A 24,503-nucleotide genomic window follows, 5' to 3' on the forward strand; every position below is an offset into this window, starting at 1 on the left:
CTCTCCCCCGGGGAGAGGGAAACATCTACCGCCGCCGCGCACCCGCCCGCCGCCGCGTGCCCTTTCTCGGCGGAACCGCGTCCAGGATCGCCAGGATCGCGTCGATCCTCTCCTCGTCCAGATCGCCGATTCGTTCCGATAGCCGGTTGGCCAGCTCCGTCGCCCGGGCGCTCAGCCCTGCGGTATCGACGGTCACGCGCGGATGAGACAGATCCGCCAGCCGTTCCAGCTCCTCCGCCTCGTCCCAGATGATGCCGAAATAGGCGCAGATCTGCCGGACCAGCTGCGGCGACGGCTGGCCGCGCTTGCCATGTTCCAGGGCCGACAGATAGGCGGACGAGATGGACAGGTCGGTCGCCATCTGCTTCAGCGTCACGCCCTTGGCGTTGCGCAGCGACCGGACCCGTTCGCCGAACGGGGTCATGTGGAGTCCCTGACTGTTTGGGACTCAGTCCTTACGGTCGCGCCGCCGTTTGATCAAGACATACAGCGCACCGTCGCCGCCATCCTTCGGCCGCGCCGGCTGGATCGCCAGCACCATCGGGCGCAGGGCCGGATCCGACAGCCAGCGGGGGGTCGCCTGACGCAGCACGCCCAGACCGCCGAAGCTGCCCTTGCCGGTGATGACCAGAACGCAGCGCCGCCCCTCGTTCCAGGCGCGGTGGACGAAGGCGGCAAGCGCATTGTGCGCCTGGGCCTGGGTCATGCCGTGCAGGTCGATGCGGCCGTCGATCTCCAGTTCGCCGCGGCGGAAGCGGTCGCCGGTGCGGCGGTCGATGTTGGCGGTCGAACCCGGCGTCAGCGGCGGATGGCTCGGCCGGGCCGGGCCGGGCGGGGAAGGGTGACGGCGCGCGGTCGGCGGCGGGGCGAGGCTGGTCGCCACCGGCTCCTCCACCAGCTCCGCCATGGTCGCCACCGGTTCCGGTTCGGCCTCGATCGCGCGGCCCGGCATCGGTTCGGCGTCGCGCATGGCGAGCCGCCACAGGCGCCGCTCGTCGGGCGTGGGCAGTCGTCTGCGGGTCATCGGCACGGAACCTTCTGCGGAAACGATAAGGGCGGTGCCGACGGATAAAGCCCGTCGGCCCGCCCCTGTCAATGTGTGTTGCCGCAACGCGAAAGAAAAGACGTCCCAGAAAGGACGGTGAAGGCGGTGACGGTCAGCCGCCGGCCTTCAACGCATCCAAACGGCCCTTCAACAGGGTGTATTCGGGGTCGCTCGGCTTGAACTGGGTGATCAGCTTGCCCCAATGGTCGGCGGCCTCGTCCTTGCGGCCCGACATCATGGCGTCGAGGCCGAGCAGCCACAGCGCGTCCTTGTTGTCCGGTTCCGCCTTCAGCGCCAGACGCAGGGCGGAGGTCGCCTCTTCCGGCAGCGGCTTCGGCGTCTCGTTGCGCGGCTGGGTCTGCAGCACGGCGTTGGCGTAGGCGACCTGCACGTCGGCCCGATCCGGTGCCCGCTCGCGCGCCTTGCCGGCGGCGTCCAGCGCCTTGGCAGGCTCGCCCAGCACGCCGTAGGAGCGAGCGAGCTTCAGCCAGCCATCGACGTCGGACGGATCGGCGTCCAGCCGGGCGGCGAGGTTGGCGACCATGCCGCGGATCATCTCGTCCTGGCCGGCCATGTTGGCAGGGGTGTTCGGTGCGGTGTTCGGTGCGGTGTTCGGTGCGGCGTTGGGAGCGGCCTGCGGACCACCCGGCTGGCCTTGCGCCACCGGGCCGGCATCCTTCTGTTCCGGCGGCAGCGGCTGTGGAGTCACCTTCGCGGGGTCGAGGTTCAGCGCCACCGCGGCCTCGCGGATCTGGTCGCGGACCACCGGCACCCATGGCGCGTCGGCGGGGGATTCCGCCATCAGCGCGCTCCAGCGGTCCAGCGCTCCCTGCTGGTCGCCGGCCTGGAAGCGGGCGAGGGCGGCGAAGAAGCGCGCGCGCGGGTCCTTGGGCTCCTTGACGAGCACGGCGTCGAAGGCGGTCACCGCCTCTTCCGGCACCATTCCGTCATTGGCGGAGACCAGCGTCTCGCCGAACAGGCCCTGAAGCTCGACATCGTCCTTGTTCAGGGCGACGGCATGGCGCAGCGCGTCGGCCGCATCGGCGTTGCGGCCCATCTTGGCATAGGCCTGGCCCAGGATCAGCCAGCCCTGCAGATCGTTGGGGTTCTCGGCCAGCTGGGCTTTCAGCTTGTCCATGGCGGCCAGCACGCTCTTTGGTGGACCGCCGCGCTCCTGCTCCAGATTGCGCGACGCCAGCGGCTGGGCCGGCAGGTCGGGGCGGCCGACCGAGCCGTAGACCGCAAGCGCGCCGACCGGCAGCAGCACCGCCAGCAGCACCGCCAGAACGCGACCGCTGCGCGCCGTCGCCGGCGCACCAGTGTTGCTATCCTTCTCGGCGGTCGCCAGCATGCGCCGGGCGATCTCCGCCTTGGCCGCCTCCGTCTGGGCGTCGTTGATCAGTCCGCGCGCCCGGTCGCGTTCCAGCTCGTCCAGCTGGTCGCGATAGACCTCGCGGTCGAACTCTTCCCGGTCGGGGCCGGATCCGGCCGACCGCAGCAGCGGCGGCACCAGCAGCAGCAGAACGGCCGCGGTCAGGACGGCGGCGAAAATCCAGAACAGCATCAGTCGTCTTTCCGCAGCAGGGCGTCCAGCCGACGCCGCTCATCCGCGCTCAGGGGAGCGGTATCGGCGCCGGCGGCGACACCGCGCCGCCCGCGCAGGAACAGGAAGGTGCCGGCCGCACCCAGCAGCAGCACGGCGAAGGGGCCGATCCACAGCACCAGCGTGGTCGCCTTGAAGGGCGGTCGCAGCAGCACATAGTCGCCGTAACGATCGGTGACGTACTCCATCACCTTGTCGTCGCTGTCGCCGGCCTTCAGCCGGTCGCGCACCAGGACGCGCAGGTCGCGGGCAAGCGGCGCGTTGCTGTCGTCGATCGACTGGTTCTGGCAGACGAGGCAGCGCAACTCCTGGCTGATGGTGCGGGCGCGGGATTCCAGCGCCGGATCCTGCAGCACTTCGTCCGGCTGGACGGCCAGGGCGGGCGTGACGGCGGGGGACAATGCCGACAGCGCCAGCAGGGCGGCGAGAAGGATGCGCTTCATCAGCCCTGCCTCAGATGCTTGACCATGGGGAGGATCTGTTCTTCCACCACCTGGGGGGTCAGCGGGCCGACATGCTTGTAGCGGATGCGGCCCTTGCGGTCGATCAGGTAGCTTTCCGGCACGCCGTAGACGCCCCAGTCGATCGACACCCGGCCGTCCTGGTCGGCGCCGATGGCGGCATAAGGGTTGCCGTTGCGCGCCAGCCAGGTCAGCGCGTCCTCCGGCTTGTCCTTGTAGTTGATGCCGTAGACCGTCACCCCCTGCTCCCGCGACAGGCGGGTGATGACGGGATGCTCCGCCTTGCAGGGGATGCACCAGGAGGCGAAGACGTTCACCAGCGTCACGTCCCCCGCCAGCTTGGCCGAGGACAGCCCGCCGGTCGCGGGCTGGCCCTGGACCATTTGGCCCGGGATCGCCGGCAGGTCGAAGGTCGGGGCCGGCTTGTCGATCAGGGCCGACGGGATGTCGCGCGGGTCTCGCTCGAACCCCAGGTAGAAGGCCACGCCCACCCCGATGAACAGCAGGAAGGGCAGCAGGTACAGAAGGCGGCGCATCGTGTCTTGGTCCTCATTCGGCCGGCAGCGGGGCCGATTTTCCGCCAGTCTTGCCAGTAGCCCGGCGGCGTTCGGGCGCGCCGATGCGGAAGCGGCGGTCGGTCAGGCTCACCAGCCCGCCCAGCATCATGCCGACGCCGCCGATCCAGATCCACGGCACCAGCGGGTGGTGATAGATGCGGACGATCCAGGCGGTGCCGTTCTGCGTCGGGTCGCCCAGCGCCACATACAGGTCGGAGAAGACCGTGGTGTGGATGGCCGATTCCGTGGTGGTCATGCGGGTGGTGCTGTAGCTGCGGCGCTCCGGCTCCAGCGTGGCGATGGGCCTGCCGTCCTTCGTCACCGTGAAGATGCCGCGTTCAGCCTTGAAGTTCGGGCCGTTCACCAGCCCGACGCTGTCGAAGTGGAACTCGTAGCCGGCGACGCTGGTCTGGTCGCCCGGCTTCATCGCGGTGATGGATTCCGTCTGCCAGGCCGAGGTGCCGGTCATGCCCAGGATCGACAGGCCGATGCTGGCGTGGGCGATGGTCATGCCCCAGGTGCTGCGCGGCAGATGCACCGCGCGGTTCCAGCTGTTGCGGAACGAGGTGCGGAACAGGGCGATGCGGTCGGCGAACTCCACCAGCGAGCCGACGAAGGCCCAGGCGGCGAGCGCGATGCCGACCAGCGCCATCAGCGGTCCGCCGCCCGCCTTGACATAGGCGGTGACGGCGACGGCGATCACCACGGCGACGCCGGCCACCCACAGCCGGGTCAGCGCCGCCCCCAGATCCGCCCGCTTCCAGGACAGGTAGGGACCGACCACCATGGCGATCACCACCGGAATGGCGACCGGAACGAAGGTGGCGTTGAAGAAGGGGGCACCGACCGACACTTTGCCCAGCTTCATGATGTCGAGGAACAGCGGATAGAGCGTGCCGATGAACACCGTCGCCGTCGCGGTCGACAGCAGCAGGTTGTTCAGCACCAGCGCCCCTTCGCGGCTGATCGGCGCGAACAGCCCGCCCGCCTTCAGCGACGGCGCCCGCAGGCTGTAGAGCAGAAGCGAGCCGCCGGTGGCGACCGCCAGCAGCACGAGGATGAAGATGCCGCGCTTGGGATCGACGGCGAAGGCGTGAACCGAGGTCAGGATGCCGGAGCGCACCAGGAAGGTGCCCATCAGCGACAGCGAGAAGGTGACGATGGACAGCAGGATGGTCCAGCTCTTCAGCGCATCGCGCTTCTCCACCACGATGGCGGAATGCAAGAGCGCGGTGCCGGCCAGCCAGGGCATGAAGGAAGCGTTCTCCACCGGGTCCCAGTACCACCAGCCGCCCCAGCCCAGCTCGTAATAGGCCCACCAGGAACCCATGGCGATGCCCATGGTCAGGGTCGACCAGGCCGCCAGCGTCCAGGGCCGCACCCAGCGCGCCCAGGCGGGATCGACCCGCCCCTCGATCAGGGCGGCGACCGCGAAGGAGAAGGCCATGGAGAAGCCGACATAGCCGGCATAGAGGAAGGGCGGATGGAAAGCGAGGCCGGGGTCCTGCAGCAGCGGGTTCAGGTCGTTGCCGTCCAGCGGCGCCGGGAAGACGCGGATGAAGGGGTTGGAGGTGATCAGGATGAACAGCAGGAAACCGACCCCGATCAGGCCCTGGACCGCCAGCACGCGTGCTTTCAAGGTCGGCGGCAGGTTGCGCCCGAACATGGCCACGGCGGCGCCGAAGATCGTCAGCATGACGATCCACAGGATCATCGAGCCTTCGTGGTTGCCCCAGACGCCCGACACCTTGTAGAGCATCGGCTTGGCCGAGTGGCTGTTCTGCACCACGTTCAGCACGCTGAAATCGGACACCACATGCGCCCAGGTCAGCGCGCCGTAGGCGATCAGCACCAGCAGCATCTGGGCGACGGCCGCAGGCACCGCGACGTTCATCCAGGCGGCGTTGCGGGTGGCGGCGCCGACCAGCGGCGGGACCGACTGCACCAGCGCGACGAACAGCGCCAGCACCAGCGCGTAATGGCCGAGTTCGGGGATCACGGTCCCGCTACTCCTTCTTCGCGGTCTTGGTCGCGGATTCGGCAGGGTTCTTGTAGACGCCGGCCTGCTTCAACGCCTCCGACACCTCCGGCGGCATGTAGTTCTCGTCATGCTTGGCCAGCACCTCGCGCGCGACGAAGACGCCGCCGGTCATCCTGCCCTCCGCCACCACGCCCTGGCCCTCGCGGAACAGGTCGGGCAGCTGGCCGCGATAGCGGACGTCCACCGTGTTGGCGGTGTCGGTGACGCGGAAGGCGGTGGTGACGCCGTCCGGCTGTTTTTGAACGCTGCCTTCCTCGACCAGCCCGCCCAGGCGGAAGTTGCGGTCGCCCACATGCTGGGCCTGCAGCTGGCTGGGGCTGTAGAAGAAGACGATGTTGTCCTGGAAGGCGGTCAGCGCCAGGGCGGTCGCCGTACCCAGCCCGAGAAGGGCGAGGCCCAGCATGTAGAGGCGGCGTTTCTTGCGGGTCATCCTTCGCTCGCTTCCGCCGGCGTTCCGGCGTTCTGATCGGCCGCTTTACGGCCGGCATTGCGGGTGCGGCGGCGGGCCGGGCGGGCGCTTTCCAGCGCCTTCAGCGTCGCCTCGGCGTTGCGCAGCCCCTTCCAGGTGGCGGCCAGCAGGCCCAGCAGGACCAGGGTGGCGATGCCGTAGGCCGGCCAGACGTAGGCGGCGTACCCGCCCATGTGGAAGAATTCGCTCATCATCCTTACCCCCGCATCCCGTCCGCCACGCCGCCGTCACCAGCGACCGAAAGCCGCAGCGTCTGGATTTTGCGCTGGGCGATCTCGGTGCGCACGCGCAGCATGACGACCGACAGGAAATAGGCGGTGAAGGCGCCGGCCATCACCAGCAGCGGCGTCAGCATGCTGGCGTCGATGCTGGGGCCGCCCATCCGCACGACGCTGGCGGGCTGGTGCAGCGTGTTCCACCAGTCGACCGAGAACTTGATGATCGGCACATTGACGATGCCGACCAGCAGCAGGACGTTGCCGGCCTTCATGCCGCGCTGCGGATCGTCGAAGGCGTTCACCAGGGCCATGTAGCCGAGATAGAGGAAGAACAGGATCAGCACGCTGGTCAGCCGCGCGTCCCACACCCACCAGGTTCCCCACATCGGCGCGCCCCACAGTGACCCGGTCACCAGGCAGACGAAGGTGAAGCCGGCGCCGATGGGGGCGGCGGCCTTGGCGAACAGGTCGGCCAGGGGATGCTTCCACACCAGACCCACGCCTGCGGCGATGGCCATGTTGGTGTAGATGAACATGCTCATCCAGGCGGCGGGCACATGGATGTACATGATCCGCACCGTCTCGCCCTGCTGATAGTCGGGCGGCGAGCCGAACAGGCTGAGCCACAGCCCGAGGATCGTCAGGATCACGGTCGCTCCAGCGCACCATGGCAGCAGCACGGCCGAGAGGCGCAGGAAGCGGGCGGGGTTGGCGAAACGATGCATAGAACGATGGCCCCGGTACAAGGTGACCTTGGTCAGGCTTGCGGACGATATAAGCGCATGTATGGCGGACTGCGAGGGGTTTCGCCTTGATCTCGGTCAGGAAGAGTCGTCGTTCATTCGTACTCTTATACAAAGGTATCAGGCAACTCTAATGGTTCCAGACGCCTGTTTCACCCCTCGTCGGACGCCGGCGGCAGGGCTTTTCATCCCTGTCCGCCGGTGATTTTCATCCGATCAGGCTGCCAATTCCTCCCGCACCGCCGCCCGCATGGCCTCGGCGATCCGGTCGAAATCGCCCTGGCTGACCGACAGCAGGCCGAAGCGGAAGGGATAGCCCCAGTTCCGCACCCCGGCGGTCAGCTCAAGCCGGTCCAGCAGCGGCTGGATCGGCGCTTCCTCCGATGGCCACCAGGACACGTCGCGCCGGAATGGGATGAAGCCGTCGCCCATGTCGAACTGGTAGGGCTCTCCCGGCAAGACGGTGCCGATGGCGGTGAAGGACTTCAGCCCGTCCGCCGCGCCGAACCGGTCGGTGGGGGAGTAGTAGACCACCCGGTCGCCCGGCCGGATCCGCCGCAGCGGGGCCGCCTTGCCGTGGCAGACCTGCATGAAGCCGCCGGCCCGGCCGCGCCGCACATGCTCGGCGCTGGCGACTGCGATCCAGGCTGCGATCGGGGCGCCGGTGCGCGTGGTTCCGCCGCTCACGACCGCACCTGTTCGGCCTTGGCTTCGTGCTGGTTGGCTTCCTCACCCTGGTTGGGGGCGAACACACGCAGACGGTGGCCGTCGGGGTCCTGTGCAACGAAGGTATGACCGAAATCCATCGCCGTCGGCTGTTGCAGGATGGTCAATCCACGGGCGCTCCAGTCGGCGTGCAGCTCGCGCACCGCGGCCTCGTCGGCGACGGTGAAGGCAATCTCGCCGCCGCCGGGCGCGGTCGCCGCCGGTTCCACCGTGTGGCGCGACCACAGGCCCAGCATCAGCCCGTCACCCGCCTTGAACATTGCGAAGGTGGGCGAGGCTTCCACCGCCGGCCGGCCCAGCAGGTCGGCATAGAAGGCGGCGCTGGCGGCCGGGCTGTCGACATAGAGCAGGACGAAATCGAGGGCGAGAGCAGCGGCGGAGGTCTTGGCGGCAATGGCGGTCATGGTCGGCTCCGGTCTTGAAGGATTGGGGTGGGGCGGTCGGTTCGATCCGTTCGTCGCCCTCACCGGCAAAGCCAAGACTAAGCCGACATGCTGACAGTTTCCGTCAGCATGGTGTCAGCCCCCAATCCAACCCTTATTGCGGGATGCCCTCCGCCGTGCGCCACTCTTTCAGCATCGCCTGCCGGCGGCGAGGATAGCGGGTCTCGGTGGCGGTCAGCGCCAGGATGCGGTCGGTGCGGAAATGCCGGAAGGACTGGCGCAGCTCGCACCACGCCACCATCACCCGAACCCGGTCGAAGAAGCCCAGCGCGAAGGGCCAGACGACGCGCCGGCTTTCCGACCCGTCGCGGTCGCGATAGGCGATCTCCAGCTTGCGTTCGGTCCGGATGGCGCTGCGGATGGTCGCCAGTTCGGCATCGCCGGCCGGGATGGGCTCGCCCGGACCGACCAGAAGGGCGGAACCGTCCAGCCCCTCGCGCTTGTCCGGCGGCAGCACCGCGGCGATCTTGGCAAGCGCGTTGCGCGCTGCACCGCCCAGCCGGCTGTCGCCGCGGTCCACCACCCAGCGCGACCCCAGCACCAGCGCCTCCACCTCCTCTTCGGTGAACATCAGCGGCGGCAGCAGGAAACCGGCACGCAGGAGGTAGCCGACGCCCGGCTCCCCCTCGATCATCGCGCCCTGCGCCTGCAGAGTGGCGATGTCGCGATAGAGCGTGCGCAGGCTGACCCCCAGCTCGCCGGCAAGCGACTTGCCGCTGACCGGCTGGCGATGCCGCCGCAGAACCTGCATCAGATCGAGGAGACGTTCGGCGCGGGACATGGGGGAACTGCGAAAAGGAAGGGGGCTCATAATGACAAGGGGCGCTCCCCGATGGGAAGCGCCCCTCTTCATGGCAGGTTTCGCCCGGCGGTTGCCCGGCGTTCCCGAACCCTATCGACGGATCACTCCGCCTTCTTGGTCAGGTCTTCGCCGGTGGCCTGGTCGACCTGCTTCATCGACAGCTTGACCTTGCCGCGGTCGTCGAAGCCGATGACCTTGACCTTCACCGAGTCACCCTGCGACACGACGTCCGACACCTTGCCGACGCGCTGCTGCGCCAGTTCGGAGATGTGGACGAGGCCGTCGCGCGAGCCCAGGAAGTTCACGAAGGCGCCGAAATCGACGACCTTCACCACCTTGCCGGTGTAGACGACGTTCATCTCCGGCTCGGCGACGATGCCCTTGATCCACTCGATGGCGGCGTCCGACTTCTTCTGGTCGACGGCCGAAACCTTGACGGTGCCGTCGTCGTCAATGTCGATCTTGGCGCCGGTCTGCTCCACGATCTCGCGGATCACCTTGCCGCCGGAGCCGATCACGTCGCGGATCTTCTCCTTCGGGATGTTGATGACGGTGATGCGCGGGGCGTTCTCGTTGACGCCTTCGCGGGCGCCGGTCAGCGCCTTGGCCATCTCGCCCAGGATGTGCAGGCGGCCGTCCTTGGCCTGGCCCAGCGCGATTTTCATGATCTCCTCGGTGATCGAGGTGATCTTGATGTCCATCTGCAGCGCGGTGACGCCGACCTCGGTGCCGGCGACCTTGAAGTCCATGTCGCCCAGGTGATCTTCGTCACCCAGGATGTCCGACAGGACGGCGAAGCCGTGGTCTTCCTTGATCAGGCCCATGGCGATGCCGGCGACCGGACGGGCCAGCGGCGCGCCGGCGTCCATCAGCGACAGCGAGGTGCCGCAGACGGTGGCCATCGAGGAGGAGCCGTTGGACTCCGTGACTTCCGACACGACGCGCAGCGTGTAGGGGAAGTCTTCCTTCTTCGGCAGCAGCGGGTGGATGGCGCGCCACGCCAGCTTGCCGTGGCCGATCTCGCGGCGGCCCGGGCTGCCCATGCGGCCGGCTTCACCCACCGAGTACGGGGGGAAGTTGTAGTGCAGCATGAAGTGCTCGCGGTACTCGCCTTCGAGCGCGTCGATGATCTGCTCGTCCTGGCTGGTGCCCAGCGTGGTGACGACCAGCGCCTGGGTCTCGCCGCGGGTGAACAGGGCCGAACCGTGGGCGCGCGGCAGGATGCCGACTTCCGACACGATCGGCCGCACGGTCTTGGTGTCGCGGCCGTCGATGCGGCGGCCGGTCTTCAGGACGGCGCCGCGCAGGATGTCGGCCTCAAGCTCCTTGAACTCGAAACCGATCGACTGGGCGTCGAATTCCTCGGCCAGCGTCTCGAGCGCCTTCGCCTTGGCGGCGCCGACCTTCTCATAGCGGGACTGCTTCACCGTCTCGGTGTAGGCGGCCTCGACGTCCGAACCGACGGTCTCGCGCAGGCGGGCCTTCAGGGCCTTGCGGTCATAGGCCGGCTCCGGCAGGTCCCACGGGTCCTTGGCGGCTTCCTCGGCCAGGTCGATGATCATGTTGATCACCGGCTGGAAATTGGTGTGGCCGAACATGACGGCGCCCAGCATGACCTCTTCGGTCAGCTCCTTGGCTTCCGATTCGACCATCAGCACGCCTTCGACGGTGCCGGCGACGACCAGATCCAGGTCGCTGTCCTCGACCTCGTCCATGGTCGGGTTCAGGATGTACTGGCCGTTCTTGTAACCGACGCGGGCGGCGCCGATCGGACCCAGGAACGGGATGCCGGAAATCGTCAGGGCGGCCGAGGCGCCGACCATCGCCACGATGTCCGGATCGTTCTCCAGATCATGGCTCAGCACGGTGCAGACGACCTGCGTCTCGTTGCGGAAGCCATCGGCGAACAGCGGACGGATCGGACGGTCGATCAGGCGGCTGACCAGCGTTTCCTTCTCGGTCGGACGGCCTTCGCGCTTGAAGAAGCCGCCGGGGATCTTGCCGGCCGCGAACGCCTTTTCCTGGTAATTGACGGTCAGCGGGAAGAAATCGACGCCCGGCTTCGGCGCCTTGGCGGCGACGGCGGTGCACAGGACGGTGGTGTCACCATAGGTGACCAGAACCGCGCCGTTGGCCTGACGGGCGATCTTGCCCGTTTCCAGGACCAGCTTGCGGCCGCCCCATTCGATTTCTTTGCGATGAACAGTGAACATGGATTCTTTCCTTCCATCCGACACCCTGCAACGGCCGGATTGCCGCCCAAGGCCGGGGCCATCGGTCGTAGGACCCCGCGAGAAAACTGGAGATATGGTGTTCGACAACAGGACTAAACGAATCAAGATAGAAGTGTCGTGGATGCAAAAAAGGCCGGTCCCCGAATAATCGGGCCGGCCTGTCCGTCACGAAACGCTCAAGATCGAGTTTCTATTGCCAATAACCAATGAGGTGTTCCGGAACGATACAGGGGAAACGCATCTTTGATAGTCCGCTGGACTGGACGGGAAACCCCCGGCCGTTGGCCGGCCAGGGGAACCCGAACCCGTCAGCGGGACAGCGCAGCCGTTAGCGGCGCAGGCCCAGACGCTCGATCAGAGCGGCGTAGCGCGACTGATCCTTCTTCTTCAGGTAGTCGAGCAGACGGCGGCGCTGACCGACCATCACCAGCAGACCACGGCGGGAGTGGAAGTCCTTCTTGTGGCCCTTCAGGTGATCCGTCAGGTTGCTGATGCGCTCCGTCAGGATCGACACCTGGACCTCGGGCGAACCGGTGTCGTTGGTGCCGCGGGAAAATTCCTTGATCAGCTCTTGCTTGCGCTCGGGCGTAATCGACATCGGGGTCTCCTGAATCACGTGAGGTTGAGTACGCGCACCGGACGGACCTCCGCCCCCTCGACACGGGCCAACGCCACCGGCGTTCCGCCGAAAAGCGCAATGACGGTGCCATCCCCACCGTCAGCACCCTGAACGGCCATCAGCCGTTCACGATCCTGCCGGGTGAGGAGAGCGACCGTCTGGCCGTGCCTCAGTCGGTGCGCTTCCGCTTCCGTCAGGGCCAGCGCCGGGATGTCGTCCAGCGCGGTCTCGATCGGCAACAGAAGTCGTTCGACGGCCGCACCTTGCTCCATGGCGGCCAGTTCGTCCAGGGAAATCGCGCGGTCCAGCGTGAAGGACCCGACGCGCAAACGGCGCAGAAGCCCGACATGGCCGACCGTGCCCAGCGCTTCCGACAGGTCGCGGGCCAGCGAGCGGACATAGGTGCCCTTGCCGCAATCGACCTCGAACACCGCATGGTCGGCGTCCGGTTCCTCGACCAGCTCGAAGCGGTCGATGCGCACGGTGCGGGCGGCAAGATCGACCGCGTCGCCTTCGCGCGCGATGTCATAGGCACGCTCGCCGTCGATCTTGATGGCGCAGAATTGCGGCGGCACCTGCTGGATCTCGCCGAGGAAGGCGGGAAGGGCGTCGCGGATCGCCTCGGTCGTCGGCCGGTGGTCAGAGCGGTCGATGACCGCGCCTTCGCGGTCGTCGGTGGTCGTGCGCTCGCCCCAGCGGATGGAGAAGCGGTAGGTCTTGGCGCCGTCCATGGCGTAGGAGACGGTCTTGGTCGCCTCGCCCAGCGCGATCGGCAGGATGCCGGTCGCCAGCGGGTCCAGCGTGCCGCCATGCCCCGCCTTCTCGGCGTTCAGCAGGCGGCGCACCTTCGACAGCGCCTGGGTGGAGGTCATGCCTTCCGGCTTGTCCAGCACGATCCAGCCATGGATCGGCGTACCCTTGCGCTTACGAGCCACGACGGCCGCCCCGGCTCTCACCCCGGCTCTCGTCGTTGCCCTCCCCCTTGTCCTCGTCGTCGAGCATGGCCTGGTCGTCGTCGAGATCGTCTTCCTCGTCCGCATCGTCGGGATCGAGATCATCCTCCTCGTCCGCCTCTTCGTCCCAGGAATCGTCCTCATCCTCGTCATGGTCGTCGTCGCCATTGACGCGGCCCAGCGGATGGCCGCTCAGGTCGCGGGCGACCTCCGGGCTGTGCAGGATGCTGTCGATGCGGTGGGCGTAGTCGAAGGAGGTGTCGGCCTCGAAGCTCAGCGTCGGGGCGTGGCGCAGGTTGACCATGCGCGCGACCTGTCCGCGCAGGAAGGCGGCGGCCCGCTTCAGCGCGACCTGCGCCTCCTCCATCCGCTCGCCGCCCAGCGTCGCGTAGAAGACGGTGGCGTTGGACAGGTCGGGGCTGATCCGCACCTCGGTGACCGTGACGTTCAGCGAGGCCAGCTCCGGATCGTGGAAATCCCCGCGGCGGAACAGATCGGCGAGGGCGTGGCGCACCTCCTCGCCGACGCGCAGTTGCCGTTGGGACGGGGGCTTGCCGGCGATGAACGCGCCGCGCTTCTTGCTGGCCATGGTACGTGTCTTTCGTCGATGTCACTGGGCCGGGCCGCTTCAGCTCTCCGGCCGGGCACTCGGGATCGGGGAGCCGTCGCTCTCCCACCCCAATATAGGAACAGGGCGCAGGAATCGATCCCGCGCCCTTCAAAGCGAAAAAGGCTACCCGATCCATCCCGGCGGATGCCGGAAGGGATCGGGTGAACTGTAAAGGTCACAGCTCGCGGGCGATTTCCTCGATCTCGAAGGCTTCGATCTGATCGCCGGCCTGGATGTTGTCGTAGTTCTCGAAGGCCATGCCGCACTCGTAACCCTCGCGCACGTCCTTGACTTCGTCCTTGAAGCGCTTGAGCGTCTTGAGCGTGCCTTCGTGAATGACGACGTTGTCGCGCAGCAGGCGGACGCCGGCGCCGCGCTTGACGGTGCCCTGCGTGACCATACAACCGGCGACCTTGCCGACCTTCGTGATGTTGAACACCTCGCGGATGGTCGCGTAGCCGATGAAGCGTTCCCGCAGCGTCGGAGACAAGAGACCGGTCAGCGCCGCCTTCACGTCGTCGATCACGTTGTAGATGATCGAGTAGTAGCGGATTTCGACGCCGTCGCGCTTGGCGAGGTCGCGGGCCTGCGGGTTGGCGCGGACGTTGAAGCCGATGATCATCGCGTTGGACGCATTCGCCAGCGTGATGTCGGACTCGTTGATCGCACCGACCGAGTTGTGCAGGACGCGGACCTTGACCTCGGTGTTCTCGGCCGTGAGCTTCTCCAGCGAGCTGGCGATGGCTTCGATCGAGCCCTGCACGTCGCCCTTGATGACGACCGGCAGTTCCTTGGCCTCGCCGGCCTGGATACGGCTGAACATGTCCTGCAGCGAACCGCGGGCGGAGGCCGCCACCACCGCTTCGCGCTTCTTGCGCTGACGGAACTCGGCGATCTCGCGGGCACGGGCTTCGGACTCGACGACGGTGAAGTCGTCGCCGGCCATCGGCGTGCCGTTCAGGCCCAGGACCTCGACCGGGACGGCCGGGGCCGCCTCGTTGACGTTCTGGCCGCGGTCGTTGATGAGGGCGCGGACGCGGCCCCATTCGGCACCGGTCACGAACACGTCGCCGACCTTCAGCGTGCCGCGCTGGACCAGCACGGTGGCGACCGAACCACGGCCACGCTCCAGCTTCGCCTCGATGACGACGCCTTCGGCGGCGCGCTCGGGGTTGGCCCGCAGCTCCAGGATTTCGGCCTGGAGGAGGATCGCCTCTTCCAGCTTGTGCAGGTTCAGCTTGGCCTTGGCCGACACCTCGACGTCGAGCACGTCGCCGCCCATCTCCTCGACCACCAGCTCGTGCTGGAGCAGTTCCTGGCGGACACGCTCCGGACGGGCGTCCGGCAGATCGCACTTGTTGATGGCGACGATGATCGGAACCTTGGCCGCCTTGGCGTGGCGGATGGCCTCGATCGTCTGCGGCATGACGCCGTCGTTCGCGGCGACCACCAGCACGACCACGTCGGTGACGTTGGCGCCGCGGGCACGCATCTCGGTGAAGGCGGCGTGACCCGGCGTGTCGATGAAGGTGATCTTCGCACCCGACTCCAGCTGCACCTGATAGGCGCCGATGTGCTGGGTGATGCCGCCGGCCTCGCCCGACACCACGTCGGTCTGACGCAGCGCGTCGAGCAGCGAGGTCTTGCCGTGGTCGACGTGGCCCATGATGGTGACGACCGGGGGACGCGGCACCAGGATGGCGCCCTCTTCCTCGGTGGCACGCAGGCCGATTTCGACGTCGGACTCCGACACGCGGCGGACGCGGTGGCCGAACTCGGTGATGACCAGCTCGGCGGTGTCGGCGTCGATGGTCTGGTTGATGGTCGCCATCACGCCCATGCGCATCAGCGACTTGATGACGTCGGCGCCGCGCTCGGCCATGCGGTTGGCCAGTTCCTGGACGGTGATGACTTCCGGCAGCACGACGTCGCGGGTGACCTTCGCCGTCTCCTGACGGCTCATCTGACGCAGGCGTTCACGTTCGCGGGCACGGCGCACCGCGGCCAGCGACCGGGTACGGTCACCGCCGTCGTCGCTGAGCGCCTGCGAGACGGTCAGCTTGGTGCCCTTGCGGCGGTCGGCGCCGGCGGGAGCCTTGGCGGCAGGACGGGCGGGAGCGGCCTTGGCCGGAGCGCCACCACGACCGCCCTTGCGGCGGTTGTCGTCCTCTTCCTCGACGGCGCGGGGGGCCGGAGCACCGGCACCCGGCAGGGTGCGGCCGGGAGCGGCATCGGCGGCGGGACGGGCGGAGGCACCGCCGGGGCGCTGGTCGCCGGCCGGACGGGCACCGGCCGGACGCGCGCCGTCACGGCCCGCACCGTCGCGGGCGCCATCGCGGCGGGGCGCCGGTTCGGCGTCGCGGCGCTTGGCGTCCTCGGCTTCCTTGCGCTTGGCCTCTTCCTCCTTGCGGCGGCGTTCGGCCTCTTCGGCGACCTTGCGGTCTGCTTCCTGGATGGCGCGCATCTCGTCCAGCTCGCGCTGGCGCAAGGTCTCGGCGTCCAGAATGATCGGCGGCATTTCCGGCGCGGTCTGGGCCGGGGATTCCGCAGCGGCCGGAGCAGCGGCTTCGGAGGGGACGGCCGGAGCGGCTTCGGGCTCCTCGGCGGCGCGGGCGGCGGCCTCGGCGGCGCGCGCTTCGGCGCGGACCGCTTCTTCCTCGGCTTCGATCCGGCGCTGTTCCTCGAACGCCGCGGCGCCGCGAAGCGCACGCAGGCGCGATTCCAGCTCCTCGCGGGTCAACTGGCGCCCGGCAGGGGCACCGCCGCCGCGGGGCCGTTGGCCCTGCGCACCGCGCATGGGCAGGCCCTGGGCAGCTTGACGCGCGGCGGCGCCGCCGTCGGCGACACCGGGCACGGCGCCCTTTTCAACATGACGCTTGCGCTTGACCTCTACGGTCACCGCTTTTGACCGGCCATGGGAGAAGCTCTGCCGGACCTGGGTCTCGACCGGCTTCTTCGACTCCAGCTTTCCTTTGCTGGCGCCGGTTAGGTGCAAGACTTTCTTCTGGTCCTGGTCGTTGCTGTCGGTCATCGGTTCCCGAATGGTCAGACGTTACATCGCAGGCCGGCCGGCCGTATCGCCGACTCCCAAGCCCTTATCAGAATCCTGGTGCGCATCCCGGTCCCCTTGGGGACCTTTCAGGTCCAGGTGCCCCTGGGGACCTTTCAGCCCCCGCAAGCGTGCCGCTTCGCGGACCAGCCCAGCGGCCAGCCTGCCTCGCGCCACCACGGCATGCACCGCGTGATCACGCCCGAGCGCCGCGGCCAAGGCCGAGGACTCGAACAGGTCGATCACCGGCAGCGACGGTGCGAGCGCCGTCACCTTGCCGCGCTGGTCCAGCGAGCCGTCCGCGGCTTCGACCAGCAGGGCCGGCGGGGGACCCGCACGGCCGACCTGGTTGGCCCTCAACGCCTCGCGCACCTTCTCGTATCCCGCCAGAACGTGGCCGGCACGGCGGGCAAGGCCCAACGCGTGCAGACAACGCCGTTCCAGCAGCCGTTCCAGCCTTTCGGCCAGATCGGGCGGTACTTTCACCGCCCGTCGGGCCGCCTTGGCGAAAACGGATTTCCCCATGGCTTTCGCCAGGGCATCCCTGTCGGCCGTGACCCAAAGGCCGCGACCGGGCAGACGTTCCTCCAGGTCCGGCACCACCTCGCCGTCGGGGCCGATCACGAAACGGATCATGCCCTCTTTCGGCCCGACCGTACCCGACGCGATGCAGCGGCGCAGAGGCCCCTTCTCGTCGGCCGGCAGGCGGTCCGTCCCGGCACCGTCATCCGGTGCCAATTCCTGATCCGGCACCGCATCCGCGGCGGCGGTCGGTGTCCGTTCGTCGTTCCGTTCGGTCATCCGATCGTCATCCGCTCGCGCGGTCCCGAATAATCGTTCCTGTCGGGCGCAGTTCCAACCGGCATTGCTGCCGGTCAGGCCTGCGCGCCCTGACCACCGGCGCTGCCATCTGCCGCAGGGGCCGTGGCGGCGCCGTCCTGTTCCTCACCCTCGAACCAGTGGGCGCGCGCGGCCATGATGATCGCGTTCGCTTCCTCTTCGGTGGGAGCGTCCTTGGCGCCGTCCTTGCTCAGGATCTCGACCAGTTCGTCGCCGGCCAGATCGGCCAGGTCGTCCAGCGTCTTCACGCCGTTCTCGCCCAGTTTCACCAGCTGCGTGGCGGTAAAGCCGGTCAGTTCGGCGACGATGTCCTCGACGCCCAGTTCCAGGCGGCGCTCGTTGGCCTGCTCGTCCTGCACTTCCAGGAAGGCGAGGGCGCGCTGCTTCAGTTCGTCGGCGACCGACTCGTCGAAGCCCTCGATCTCGGCCAGTTCCTCGGTCTCGACGAAGGCGATCTCCTCGACGGAGGTGAAGCCTTCGGCGACCAGAAGGTGGGCGATCACGTCGTCGACGTCCAGGGCCTGCATGAACAGGGCGGAGCGGTTGTGGATTTCCTCCGACCGGCGCTCCGACTCTTCCTGTTCGGTCAGGATGTCGATGTCCCAGCCGGTCAGCATCGAGGCGAGGCGCACATTCTGGCCGCGGCGGCCGATGGCCAGCGACAGCTGGTCGTCGGGCACCACCACCTCGATGCGGCGGTTGTCGTCGTCGAGCACGACCTTGGCGACCTCGGCGGGGGCGAGCGCGTTGACGACGAAGGTCGCCGCCTCGCCCGACCACGGGATGATGTCGATCTTCTCGCCCTGCAACTCGCCGACGACCGCCTGGACGCGGCTGCCGCGCATGCCGACGCAGGCGCCGACCGGGTCGATGGAGCTGTCGTTGCTGTGCACGGCGATCTTGGCGCGCGACCCCGGATCACGGGCGACCGCCCGGATCTCGATGATGCCGTCGTAGATCTCCGGCACTTCCTGGGCGAACAGCTTCGCCATGAACATGGGATGCGTGCGCGACAGGAAGATCTGGGGCCCGCGCGGTTCCTCGCGGACATCGAAGATATAGGCGCGGACGCGGTCGCCGTTCTTGAAATGCTCGCGCGGCAGCAGCTCGTCGCGGCGCAGGATCGCTTCGGCGCGGCCCAGGTCGACGGTGACGTTGCCGTATTCGACGCGCTTGACCAGACCGTTGACGATCTCGCCGTTGCGGTCCTTGTACTCGTTGAACTGGCGCTTGCGCTCGGCGTCGCGCACCTTCTGCACGATCACCTGCTTGGCGGTCTGGGCGGCGATGCGGCCAAAATCGATCGGCGGCAGCGGGTCGACCAGGAAGTCGCCGATCTTGGCGCCGGGCTTGCGGCGCAGGGCGTAGGGCAGGGTGACCTGCGTCGCCTCGTTCTCCACCGCCTCGACCACCTCCAGGTGACGGGTCAGATGGATATCGCCGGTCTTGCGGTCGATGCGGGCGCGGATGTCGTGCTCGTGGCCGTACTTGGAGCGGCCGGCCTTCTGAATCGCCTGCTCCATCGCCTCCAGGACTTCGTCCCGGTCGATGTTCTTTTCGCGGGCGACCGCGTCAGCGACTTGCAGCAGTTCCATCCGTTACACTTCCTGAGTCGGTCTTGTGTGATGCCGGTCTTGCGTGATGTCCGGTCGGGTCGGCGGGGTGGGGGCAGGCAATCTGGGCCAGGCAATCCGATGGCGCGTCCTGATGGACGGGTCCGTCAGTTCTGCAGGTCCTCCTGCTGCTCCTGGCTGGCGCGGATCAGCTCGTCCGTCAGCACCAGCTTGGCGCGCAGGATATTGTCGAACTCCAGCCGGGCGGCTCCCTGTTCGGTGTCGATGCACACGAGGCCGTCCTCGACGCCCTTCAGCATGCCCTTGAAGCGCTTGCGGCCATCGATGGCCATGCGGCTTTCCAGCCGGGCTTCGAAGCCGGCGAAGCGCTCGAAATCCTTGAGCCGGGTCAGCGGCCGGTCGATGCCGGGGGAGCTGACCTCCAGCGTGTAAGCCTCGCGGATCGGGTCTTCCACATCCAGCAATGCCGAGACGGAACGGCTGATGTCGGCGCAATCCTCGACGGTCATGGGCGCGCCGTCGGCGCGCTCCGCCATGATCTGGAGGATCGCCCGCTGGCCGCCGGAGATCTGTACGCGCACGACCTCATAGCCCATGGCTTCGACCGACGGCGTGATGATCTGTTCGATGCGACCTGTAGCGTCCATTCCACCTGACCCAAAGCCTGCGGCCGGGATCGAACCGGACGAGGTTTCCACAACAGAAGGTTCAACAAGCGCGTGCTTCCACACGCTCATAAAAAAATAAGTGGGCAAAAGCCCACCCGCAAAGCGTCTCGCCGGCCCGGTTGCCCGGGCCGCCGATCCGTATGGGTTCTCAGCGGTGAATATAGTCATTCCGTCCGATGCCGCAAGCCTTTTCCGGTCCGATCGCTGTGGTCGGCCGGAATCTCAAGCGGAACGGGTATGCGTCAGCCTCGCGGGCGGCGGACGAAGCGCATGAACACCGGCTTGCGGCCGGCGGCGATGGCCTTTTCCTCGTAGCGGGTGGAGGGCCAGTCGTCGGGGCGGATGCGCCAGTCCGACGGACGGCGCGCCGTCCATTCGAAATCGGGATGCTTCACCGTGTGTTCAAGCATCCAGCGAACCAGACCCATGTCGTCGCTGGCCAGACGCAGCTCCGCACCGTCCTTCAGGACGCGGGCGAGCCGCGGCAGATTCTCCGGCCCGATGAAGCGGCGGTCGGCGTGGCGCTTCTTCGGCCAGGGGTCGGCGAACAGCACGAAGGCGCGGCCGATGGAGGCGTCGGGCAAGGCGTCCAGCAACGGCCGGGCGTCGTCGGGCTGGATGCGCACATTCCGCAGATCGTCGTCATCGACCATGCCCAGCAGGCCGGCGATGCCGTTGAGGAAGGGTTCCGCGCCGATGAAGCCGACATCCGGATGGTGCCCGGCCTGCCAGGCGAGGTGGTGGCCCATGCCGAATCCGACCTCCAGCCAGACCTCCCGTTTCGGGCTGTCGAACAGGCCGGCGGGGTCCAGCCTGTCGCCGGGCTGCGGCAGCGTGATCTGGAGCTGCGGCAGCAGAACGTCGATCAGTTCCGTCCGGCGCTTGCGCAACGGCCGGCCCTTGCGGCGCCCGAACAGGCGGTTGGAGCTTTCGGAGAGAGGGCCGGAGGTGCTGTCGTCGGTCATGTCGGAACGCTGTATCGGGAAAGGGATGGGCCTCAAAAGAAAGCAGGGGCCGTTGCCAGCCCCTGCCGTCCATCCGCCTTGCGGCGGGTCCTATGGTGCGAACGCGTGTTTACAGGAGGGCGCTGCGCAGGTCGCCGACCAGATCGGTCTTCTCCCACGAGAAGCCGCCGTCCACCTCCGGCTCGCGGCCGAAATGGCCATAGGCGGCGGTGCGGGCGTAGATCGGCTTGTTCAGGCCCAGATGCGTGCGGATGCCGCGCGGGGACAGGTCCACCAGCTGCTGCAGCACGTCGGACAGGCGATCCTCGTCGACATTGCCGGTGCCGTGGGTGTCGACATAGACCGACAGCGGCTTCGACACGCCGATGGCGTAGGAGACCTGGATCGTGCACTTCTCCGCCAGTTCCGCCGCGACGACGTTCTTGGCGAGATAGCGGGCGGCGTAGGCGGCGGAGCGGTCGACCTTCGTCGGGTCCTTGCCGGAGAAGGCGCCGCCGCCGTGCGGAGCGGCACCGCCGTAGGTGTCGACGATGATCTTGCGGCCGGTCAGGCCGGCGTCACCGTCCGGGCCGCCGATGACGAAACGGCCGGTCGGGTTGACGTAGAGGTACTTGGGATCGCACATCCAGCCTTCCGGCAGGCAGTTGACGATGTGCGGCAGGACGATCTCGCGCACGGCGTCCTGGTCCAGCCCCTCGGCATGCTGGGTCGACAGCACGATGGCGGTGGCGCGGGTCGGGCGGCCGTCGATGTACTGCAGGGTGACCTGGCTCTTGGCGTCCGGGCCCAGCTGTGGGGCGGCGCCGGAATGGCGCGCCTCGGCCAGCGACTTCAGGATGGCGTGGCTGTAGTAGATCGGCGCCGGCATCAGGGCCGGAGTCTCGCGGCAGGCGTAGCCGAACATGATGCCCTGGTCGCCGGCACCCTCGTCCTTGTTGCCGGCGGCGTCGACACCGACGGCGATGTCGGCGGACTGGGAGTGGACGAAGCACTTGACGTCCATCTTCTCCCAATGGAAGCCGTCCTGCTCGTAGCCGATGTCCTTCACCGCGGCGCGGGCGACTTCGACCAACTGGTCGGCCTTGATGCTGTCGGGGCCGCGCACCTCACCGGCCAGGACGACCTGGTTGGTGGTCGCCAGCGTCTCGACGGCCACGCGGGCCTGCGGGTCGTGCGAAAGATAAAGATCGACGATGGCGTCGGAAATGCGGTCGCAGACCTTGTCGGGATGACCTTCCGACACGGACTCGCTGGTGAAGACGTAGTTCAGCTTTGCCACGGGAAACCTCGGCATTCGGCGGCACGCTATTTCATGAGCCGAAACGGCAGACCGGTACAGCGGCCGCAGACACCGATCCAAAACGGGTTGTGACAAGGAATTCAGCCGGGGTCAAGAAATCTACCGGCGGTAGGGGCCCGGACCGAATATCGCAGGCACCGCACGAAGGGGGAGCACGGTCGAGCCCGTGCCATCCCCGTTCGGTGGGTATCACATGCCGTGTGGCAACCGGCAGGAGTTACCTGACGGCGTTACTCCGCGGCTTCCGCAACGGCGGCGCTGGCCACTGCCTTGGTCAGTTCGAACAGACGCTTGCGCACCGACGGATCGCTGATCTTGTAGTAGGCGCGGACCAGCTCCAGCGTCTCGCGCTTGGCCATCGGATCGGGCTCGTAGGTGCTGGCGGAGCGCTCTTCGGTCGCACCGGACTCGTCTTCGTCGTCGACGCGGGCGGCAGCCGCTTCGGCCGGCATGTCGTCGAAGAAGAAGGAGACCGGCACATCGAGGACGCGGCTGAGGTCGAACAGACGCGACGCGCCGATGCGGTTGGCGCCGCGCTCGTACTTCTGCACCTGCTGGAAGGTCAGGCCGATCGCCTCGCCGAGCTTCTCCTGGCTCATGCCGAGAAGCGTGCGGCGAAGACGGACGCGGGATCCGACATGGACATCGATGGGATTCGGCTTTCCGGTCTTCGGACGGCCGGCACCCGCACGGCGCCCGCGCGGCGCCCCAGTTTCAGTCTGCATCTCGTTTATCCCTGCAACGGTTGTGCAACCTAGTTACGACATATCCACGTATGCAGTCAAGCCCGCTCCGGTCAAGCCGGTTACACGAAATTGTTCTGCCTGTGGCGGACGGATTGCCCGTATTGCTGCGTCACCGGTGATATCGCGAGGCCAAGGCCGCCATAAAACAGCCTAGAAGCACTATGCCGAAAATCCAGTCTCCCATGCGGGCATAGGCTGTGACGCCATCAGACGCTTTCGGCAACGTGGTATCGATGAAGCCACGCTCACCCAGACCGAGCAATTGTTGCACACGACCGTAGGAGTCGACCACCCCGGATATTCCCGTATTCGCCACCCGGACGAGGGGCAGCCCTTCCTCCACCGCACGGACCTGATTGATCGCGAAATGCTGGTGCGGGCCGGCGGTGCGTCCATACCAGGCATCGTTGGTCAGGTTCAGCAGCCAGTGCGGCCGGTCCGCGGTGTCGACCACGGCGCCGGGGAAGATGCTCTCATAGCAGATCAGCGGACTGAAGGACGGCAGGCCGGCCACACGACTACTTAGATGCAGGGTGCGCGGACCGGGGCCAGGGGAGAATTCCGCCCCGTTGCCGGCGATGGCGCCGACGGGCAGCCATTGCCGCAGCGGCATGTACTCGCCGAAGGGCACGAGGTGGAACTTGTCGTAGTCGGCGACCGCCGCGCCGCTGCCGTCCACCGCCACCATGCCGTTGAAATACCGACGCTCGCCGTCCGCATCCACCGTCGTGCGCGGCGCCCCGGTGATCAGCAGGCCGCCCGGCGGGATCACGGAGGCCATCGCCTGGCGCACCCGCGCATCCTCCTCGACGAAGAAGGGGACGGCGGTTTCCGGCCAGATGATGACGTTGGGCGGCGCGGCCGACGGATCGGCCGGCGGGGCGGCGGACAGGGCGAGATGGTTCTGGAAATTCTGCACCCGCTCGGCCGGCGCCCATTTCAGCCGCTGGTCGATCGCCGCCTGGACCAGCCGCAGCCGGACGCCCGGCACCGGCTCGTCCACCGCGCCGGCCAGCCTCCAGGCGCCCCAGCCGCCCAGCGCCGCCAGCAGCGCCAGCCCGGCGGCGACGCCGGCCCAGGCGCGGCGCGGCGTGGTGTCGCGGTCGGGCAGGGCGGCGGGCAGGCTGGCCACCAGTACCGTTACCAGCGTCAGGCCGTAGATGCCGACCAGCGACGCGGTCTGCAGCACCGGCAGAACCCCGACCCAGCCATAGCCGATCAGGTTCCAGGGAAAGCCGGTGAAGACATGGCCGCGCAGCCATTCCCACAGGCACCAGCAGGCGGCGAACAGCAGAGGCCGCCCCAGCCCGACGCCGAAGCCGCGCCGGCGCAGCAGATGGAAGGCCAGGGTGGCGCCGCCGCTGAACATCGCCAGCAGGACCGGCAGACCGACGGCCGACAGCGGCAGGGCCCACCAGAAGCGCTCGATGTCGGTGAACAGCGCGGCGCTGATCCAATAGAGCCCCAGCAGGTGATGGCCGAAGCCGAAGAACCAGCCGACGGCGAAAGCGCCCTTCTTCGTCTCAACCCCGTCGAGCAGCCAGATCAGGCCTGGAATGGCGACCAGCAGCACCGGTATCAGATCGGCCGGCGGTACCGCCAGCGTGGCGAGCCCGCCCAGCAGCGCCGCGGCAGCCAGCCGGCGCCAGCCGGTCAATGCGGCCAGCCGCGCGGAAACACGGCCCAGCCGGGCGGGGACGGGCAGCGCATCGGTGACGGTCAAGACGGGAAACTCCGGCAGCGGCAAGGAATGGCGGGCGGCGCCATAGGTAATGCGGCCGGAGAGGGGCGCCAAGGCTGTTGTGGGCGGGGCTGTGTTGTGGGGGTGGGGAGAGGT

At 67.9% G+C, this 24,503-nt stretch carries 23 protein-coding genes and 1 pseudogene; all 24 read right to left on the reverse strand.

The features are described from left to right. Positions 1–25: 25 nt before the first annotated feature. The 24 genes and pseudogenes from FZ938_RS23435 to lnt all read right to left on the reverse strand — a co-directional run bounded on the left by FZ938_RS23435 (position 26) and on the right by lnt (position 24,389). Positions 26–424 carry a helix-turn-helix domain-containing protein gene (locus FZ938_RS23435; RefSeq protein ID WP_149200834.1) on the reverse strand — a complete coding sequence of 133 codons (399 nt, stop codon included), beginning with the start codon at positions 422–424 and terminating at the stop codon, positions 26–28. Positions 425–448: 24 nt separating this feature from the next. Then, positions 449–1,024, reverse strand: a complete 576-nt coding sequence (locus FZ938_RS23440) for a Smr/MutS family protein (RefSeq protein WP_149200835.1) — start codon at positions 1,022–1,024, stop codon at positions 449–451. A 133-nt stretch (positions 1,025–1,157) separates the two neighbouring features. Beyond that, positions 1,158–2,609 (reverse strand): c-type cytochrome biogenesis protein CcmI, encoded by a 1,452-nt coding sequence (gene ccmI / locus FZ938_RS23445; protein ID WP_149200836.1) that lies wholly within the window; start codon positions 2,607–2,609, stop codon positions 1,158–1,160. After that, a complete protein-coding gene (locus FZ938_RS23450; protein WP_149200837.1) occupies positions 2,609–3,091 on the reverse strand; it encodes a cytochrome c-type biogenesis protein in 483 nt (160 codons plus the stop codon). Before FZ938_RS23450 ends, ccmI begins: the two co-directional genes overlap by 1 nt. Continuing rightward, positions 3,091–3,645 (reverse strand): DsbE family thiol:disulfide interchange protein, encoded by a 555-nt coding sequence (locus tag FZ938_RS23455; protein WP_149200838.1) that lies wholly within the window; start codon positions 3,643–3,645, stop codon positions 3,091–3,093. The genes FZ938_RS23450 and FZ938_RS23455 overlap by 1 nt, the downstream gene beginning before the upstream one ends. Positions 3,646–3,658: 13 nt before the next feature. After that, complete coding sequence (locus tag FZ938_RS23460; protein WP_149200839.1) at positions 3,659–5,665, reverse strand: heme lyase CcmF/NrfE family subunit; 2,007 nt, start codon at positions 5,663–5,665, stop codon at positions 3,659–3,661. Between the two features lie 7 nt (positions 5,666–5,672). Next, positions 5,673–6,137: a cytochrome c maturation protein CcmE gene (gene ccmE, locus FZ938_RS23465; protein ID WP_149200840.1), complete on the reverse strand. Its 465-nt coding sequence runs from the start codon at positions 6,135–6,137 to the stop codon at positions 5,673–5,675. Further along, positions 6,134–6,367, reverse strand: a complete 234-nt coding sequence (gene ccmD / locus FZ938_RS23470; protein ID WP_136705810.1) for a heme exporter protein CcmD — start codon at positions 6,365–6,367, stop codon at positions 6,134–6,136. Before ccmD ends, ccmE begins: the two co-directional genes overlap by 4 nt. A gap of 5 nt (positions 6,368–6,372) precedes the next feature. Further along, positions 6,373–7,119: a heme ABC transporter permease gene (locus FZ938_RS23475; RefSeq protein WP_149200841.1), complete on the reverse strand. Its 747-nt coding sequence runs from the start codon at positions 7,117–7,119 to the stop codon at positions 6,373–6,375. Between the two features lie 234 nt (positions 7,120–7,353). Beyond that, on the reverse strand, positions 7,354–7,824 hold the full coding sequence (locus FZ938_RS23480; protein ID WP_149200842.1) for an EVE domain-containing protein: 471 nt from the start codon (positions 7,822–7,824) through the stop codon (positions 7,354–7,356). Beyond that, a complete protein-coding gene (locus tag FZ938_RS23485; RefSeq protein WP_149200843.1) occupies positions 7,821–8,267 on the reverse strand; it encodes a VOC family protein in 447 nt (148 codons plus the stop codon). The genes FZ938_RS23480 and FZ938_RS23485 overlap by 4 nt, the downstream gene beginning before the upstream one ends. A gap of 133 nt (positions 8,268–8,400) precedes the next feature. Beyond that, positions 8,401–9,087 (reverse strand): helix-turn-helix transcriptional regulator, encoded by a 687-nt coding sequence (locus tag FZ938_RS23490; protein ID WP_149200844.1) that lies wholly within the window; start codon positions 9,085–9,087, stop codon positions 8,401–8,403. Between the two features lie 122 nt (positions 9,088–9,209). Continuing rightward, positions 9,210–11,321, reverse strand: a complete 2,112-nt coding sequence (gene pnp, locus FZ938_RS23495) for a polyribonucleotide nucleotidyltransferase (RefSeq protein ID WP_149200845.1) — start codon at positions 11,319–11,321, stop codon at positions 9,210–9,212. Positions 11,322–11,670: 349 nt separating this feature from the next. Beyond that, entirely contained in the window at positions 11,671–11,940 is a 270-nt protein-coding gene (gene rpsO, locus FZ938_RS23500) for a 30S ribosomal protein S15 (RefSeq protein WP_063635662.1), read from the reverse strand. A gap of 14 nt (positions 11,941–11,954) precedes the next feature. Continuing rightward, positions 11,955–12,896 carry a tRNA pseudouridine(55) synthase TruB gene (truB, locus tag FZ938_RS23505; protein ID WP_149200846.1) on the reverse strand — a complete coding sequence of 314 codons (942 nt, stop codon included), beginning with the start codon at positions 12,894–12,896 and terminating at the stop codon, positions 11,955–11,957. Positions 12,897–13,035: 139 nt separating this feature from the next. Continuing rightward, positions 13,036–13,503 (reverse strand): annotated as a pseudogene (rbfA, locus tag FZ938_RS23510) (30S ribosome-binding factor RbfA); the annotation flags it as partial. A 196-nt stretch (positions 13,504–13,699) separates the two neighbouring features. Then, on the reverse strand, positions 13,700–16,555 hold the full coding sequence (gene infB / locus FZ938_RS23515) for a translation initiation factor IF-2 (protein WP_149200848.1): 2,856 nt from the start codon (positions 16,553–16,555) through the stop codon (positions 13,700–13,702). Between the two features lie 21 nt (positions 16,556–16,576). After that, on the reverse strand, positions 16,577–17,374 hold the full coding sequence (locus FZ938_RS23520) for an RNA-binding protein (protein WP_149200849.1): 798 nt from the start codon (positions 17,372–17,374) through the stop codon (positions 16,577–16,579). A gap of 74 nt (positions 17,375–17,448) precedes the next feature. Next, complete coding sequence (gene nusA, locus FZ938_RS23525; RefSeq protein WP_149200850.1) at positions 17,449–19,008, reverse strand: transcription termination factor NusA; 1,560 nt, start codon at positions 19,006–19,008, stop codon at positions 17,449–17,451. Between the two features lie 125 nt (positions 19,009–19,133). Next, complete coding sequence (gene rimP / locus FZ938_RS23530) at positions 19,134–19,634, reverse strand: ribosome maturation factor RimP (RefSeq protein WP_149200851.1); 501 nt, start codon at positions 19,632–19,634, stop codon at positions 19,134–19,136. Positions 19,635–19,897: 263 nt separating this feature from the next. Continuing rightward, complete coding sequence (gene trmB / locus FZ938_RS23535; RefSeq protein WP_149200852.1) at positions 19,898–20,620, reverse strand: tRNA (guanine(46)-N(7))-methyltransferase TrmB; 723 nt, start codon at positions 20,618–20,620, stop codon at positions 19,898–19,900. 109 nt (positions 20,621–20,729) lie between these two features. Further along, positions 20,730–21,899, reverse strand: coding sequence for a methionine adenosyltransferase (gene metK, locus FZ938_RS23540; RefSeq protein WP_149200853.1), 1,170 nt, complete (start codon positions 21,897–21,899; stop codon positions 20,730–20,732). A 251-nt stretch (positions 21,900–22,150) separates the two neighbouring features. Continuing rightward, positions 22,151–22,645, reverse strand: coding sequence for a helix-turn-helix domain-containing protein (locus FZ938_RS23545; protein ID WP_109074892.1), 495 nt, complete (start codon positions 22,643–22,645; stop codon positions 22,151–22,153). A 130-nt stretch (positions 22,646–22,775) separates the two neighbouring features. Further along, positions 22,776–24,389, reverse strand: coding sequence for an apolipoprotein N-acyltransferase (lnt, locus tag FZ938_RS23550; RefSeq protein ID WP_149200854.1), 1,614 nt, complete (start codon positions 24,387–24,389; stop codon positions 22,776–22,778). Between the last annotated feature and the right edge of the window lie 114 nt (positions 24,390–24,503).

This window comes from Azospirillum oryzae, assembly GCF_008364795.1.
GTDB lineage: Bacteria > Pseudomonadota > Alphaproteobacteria > Azospirillales > Azospirillaceae > Azospirillum > Azospirillum oryzae.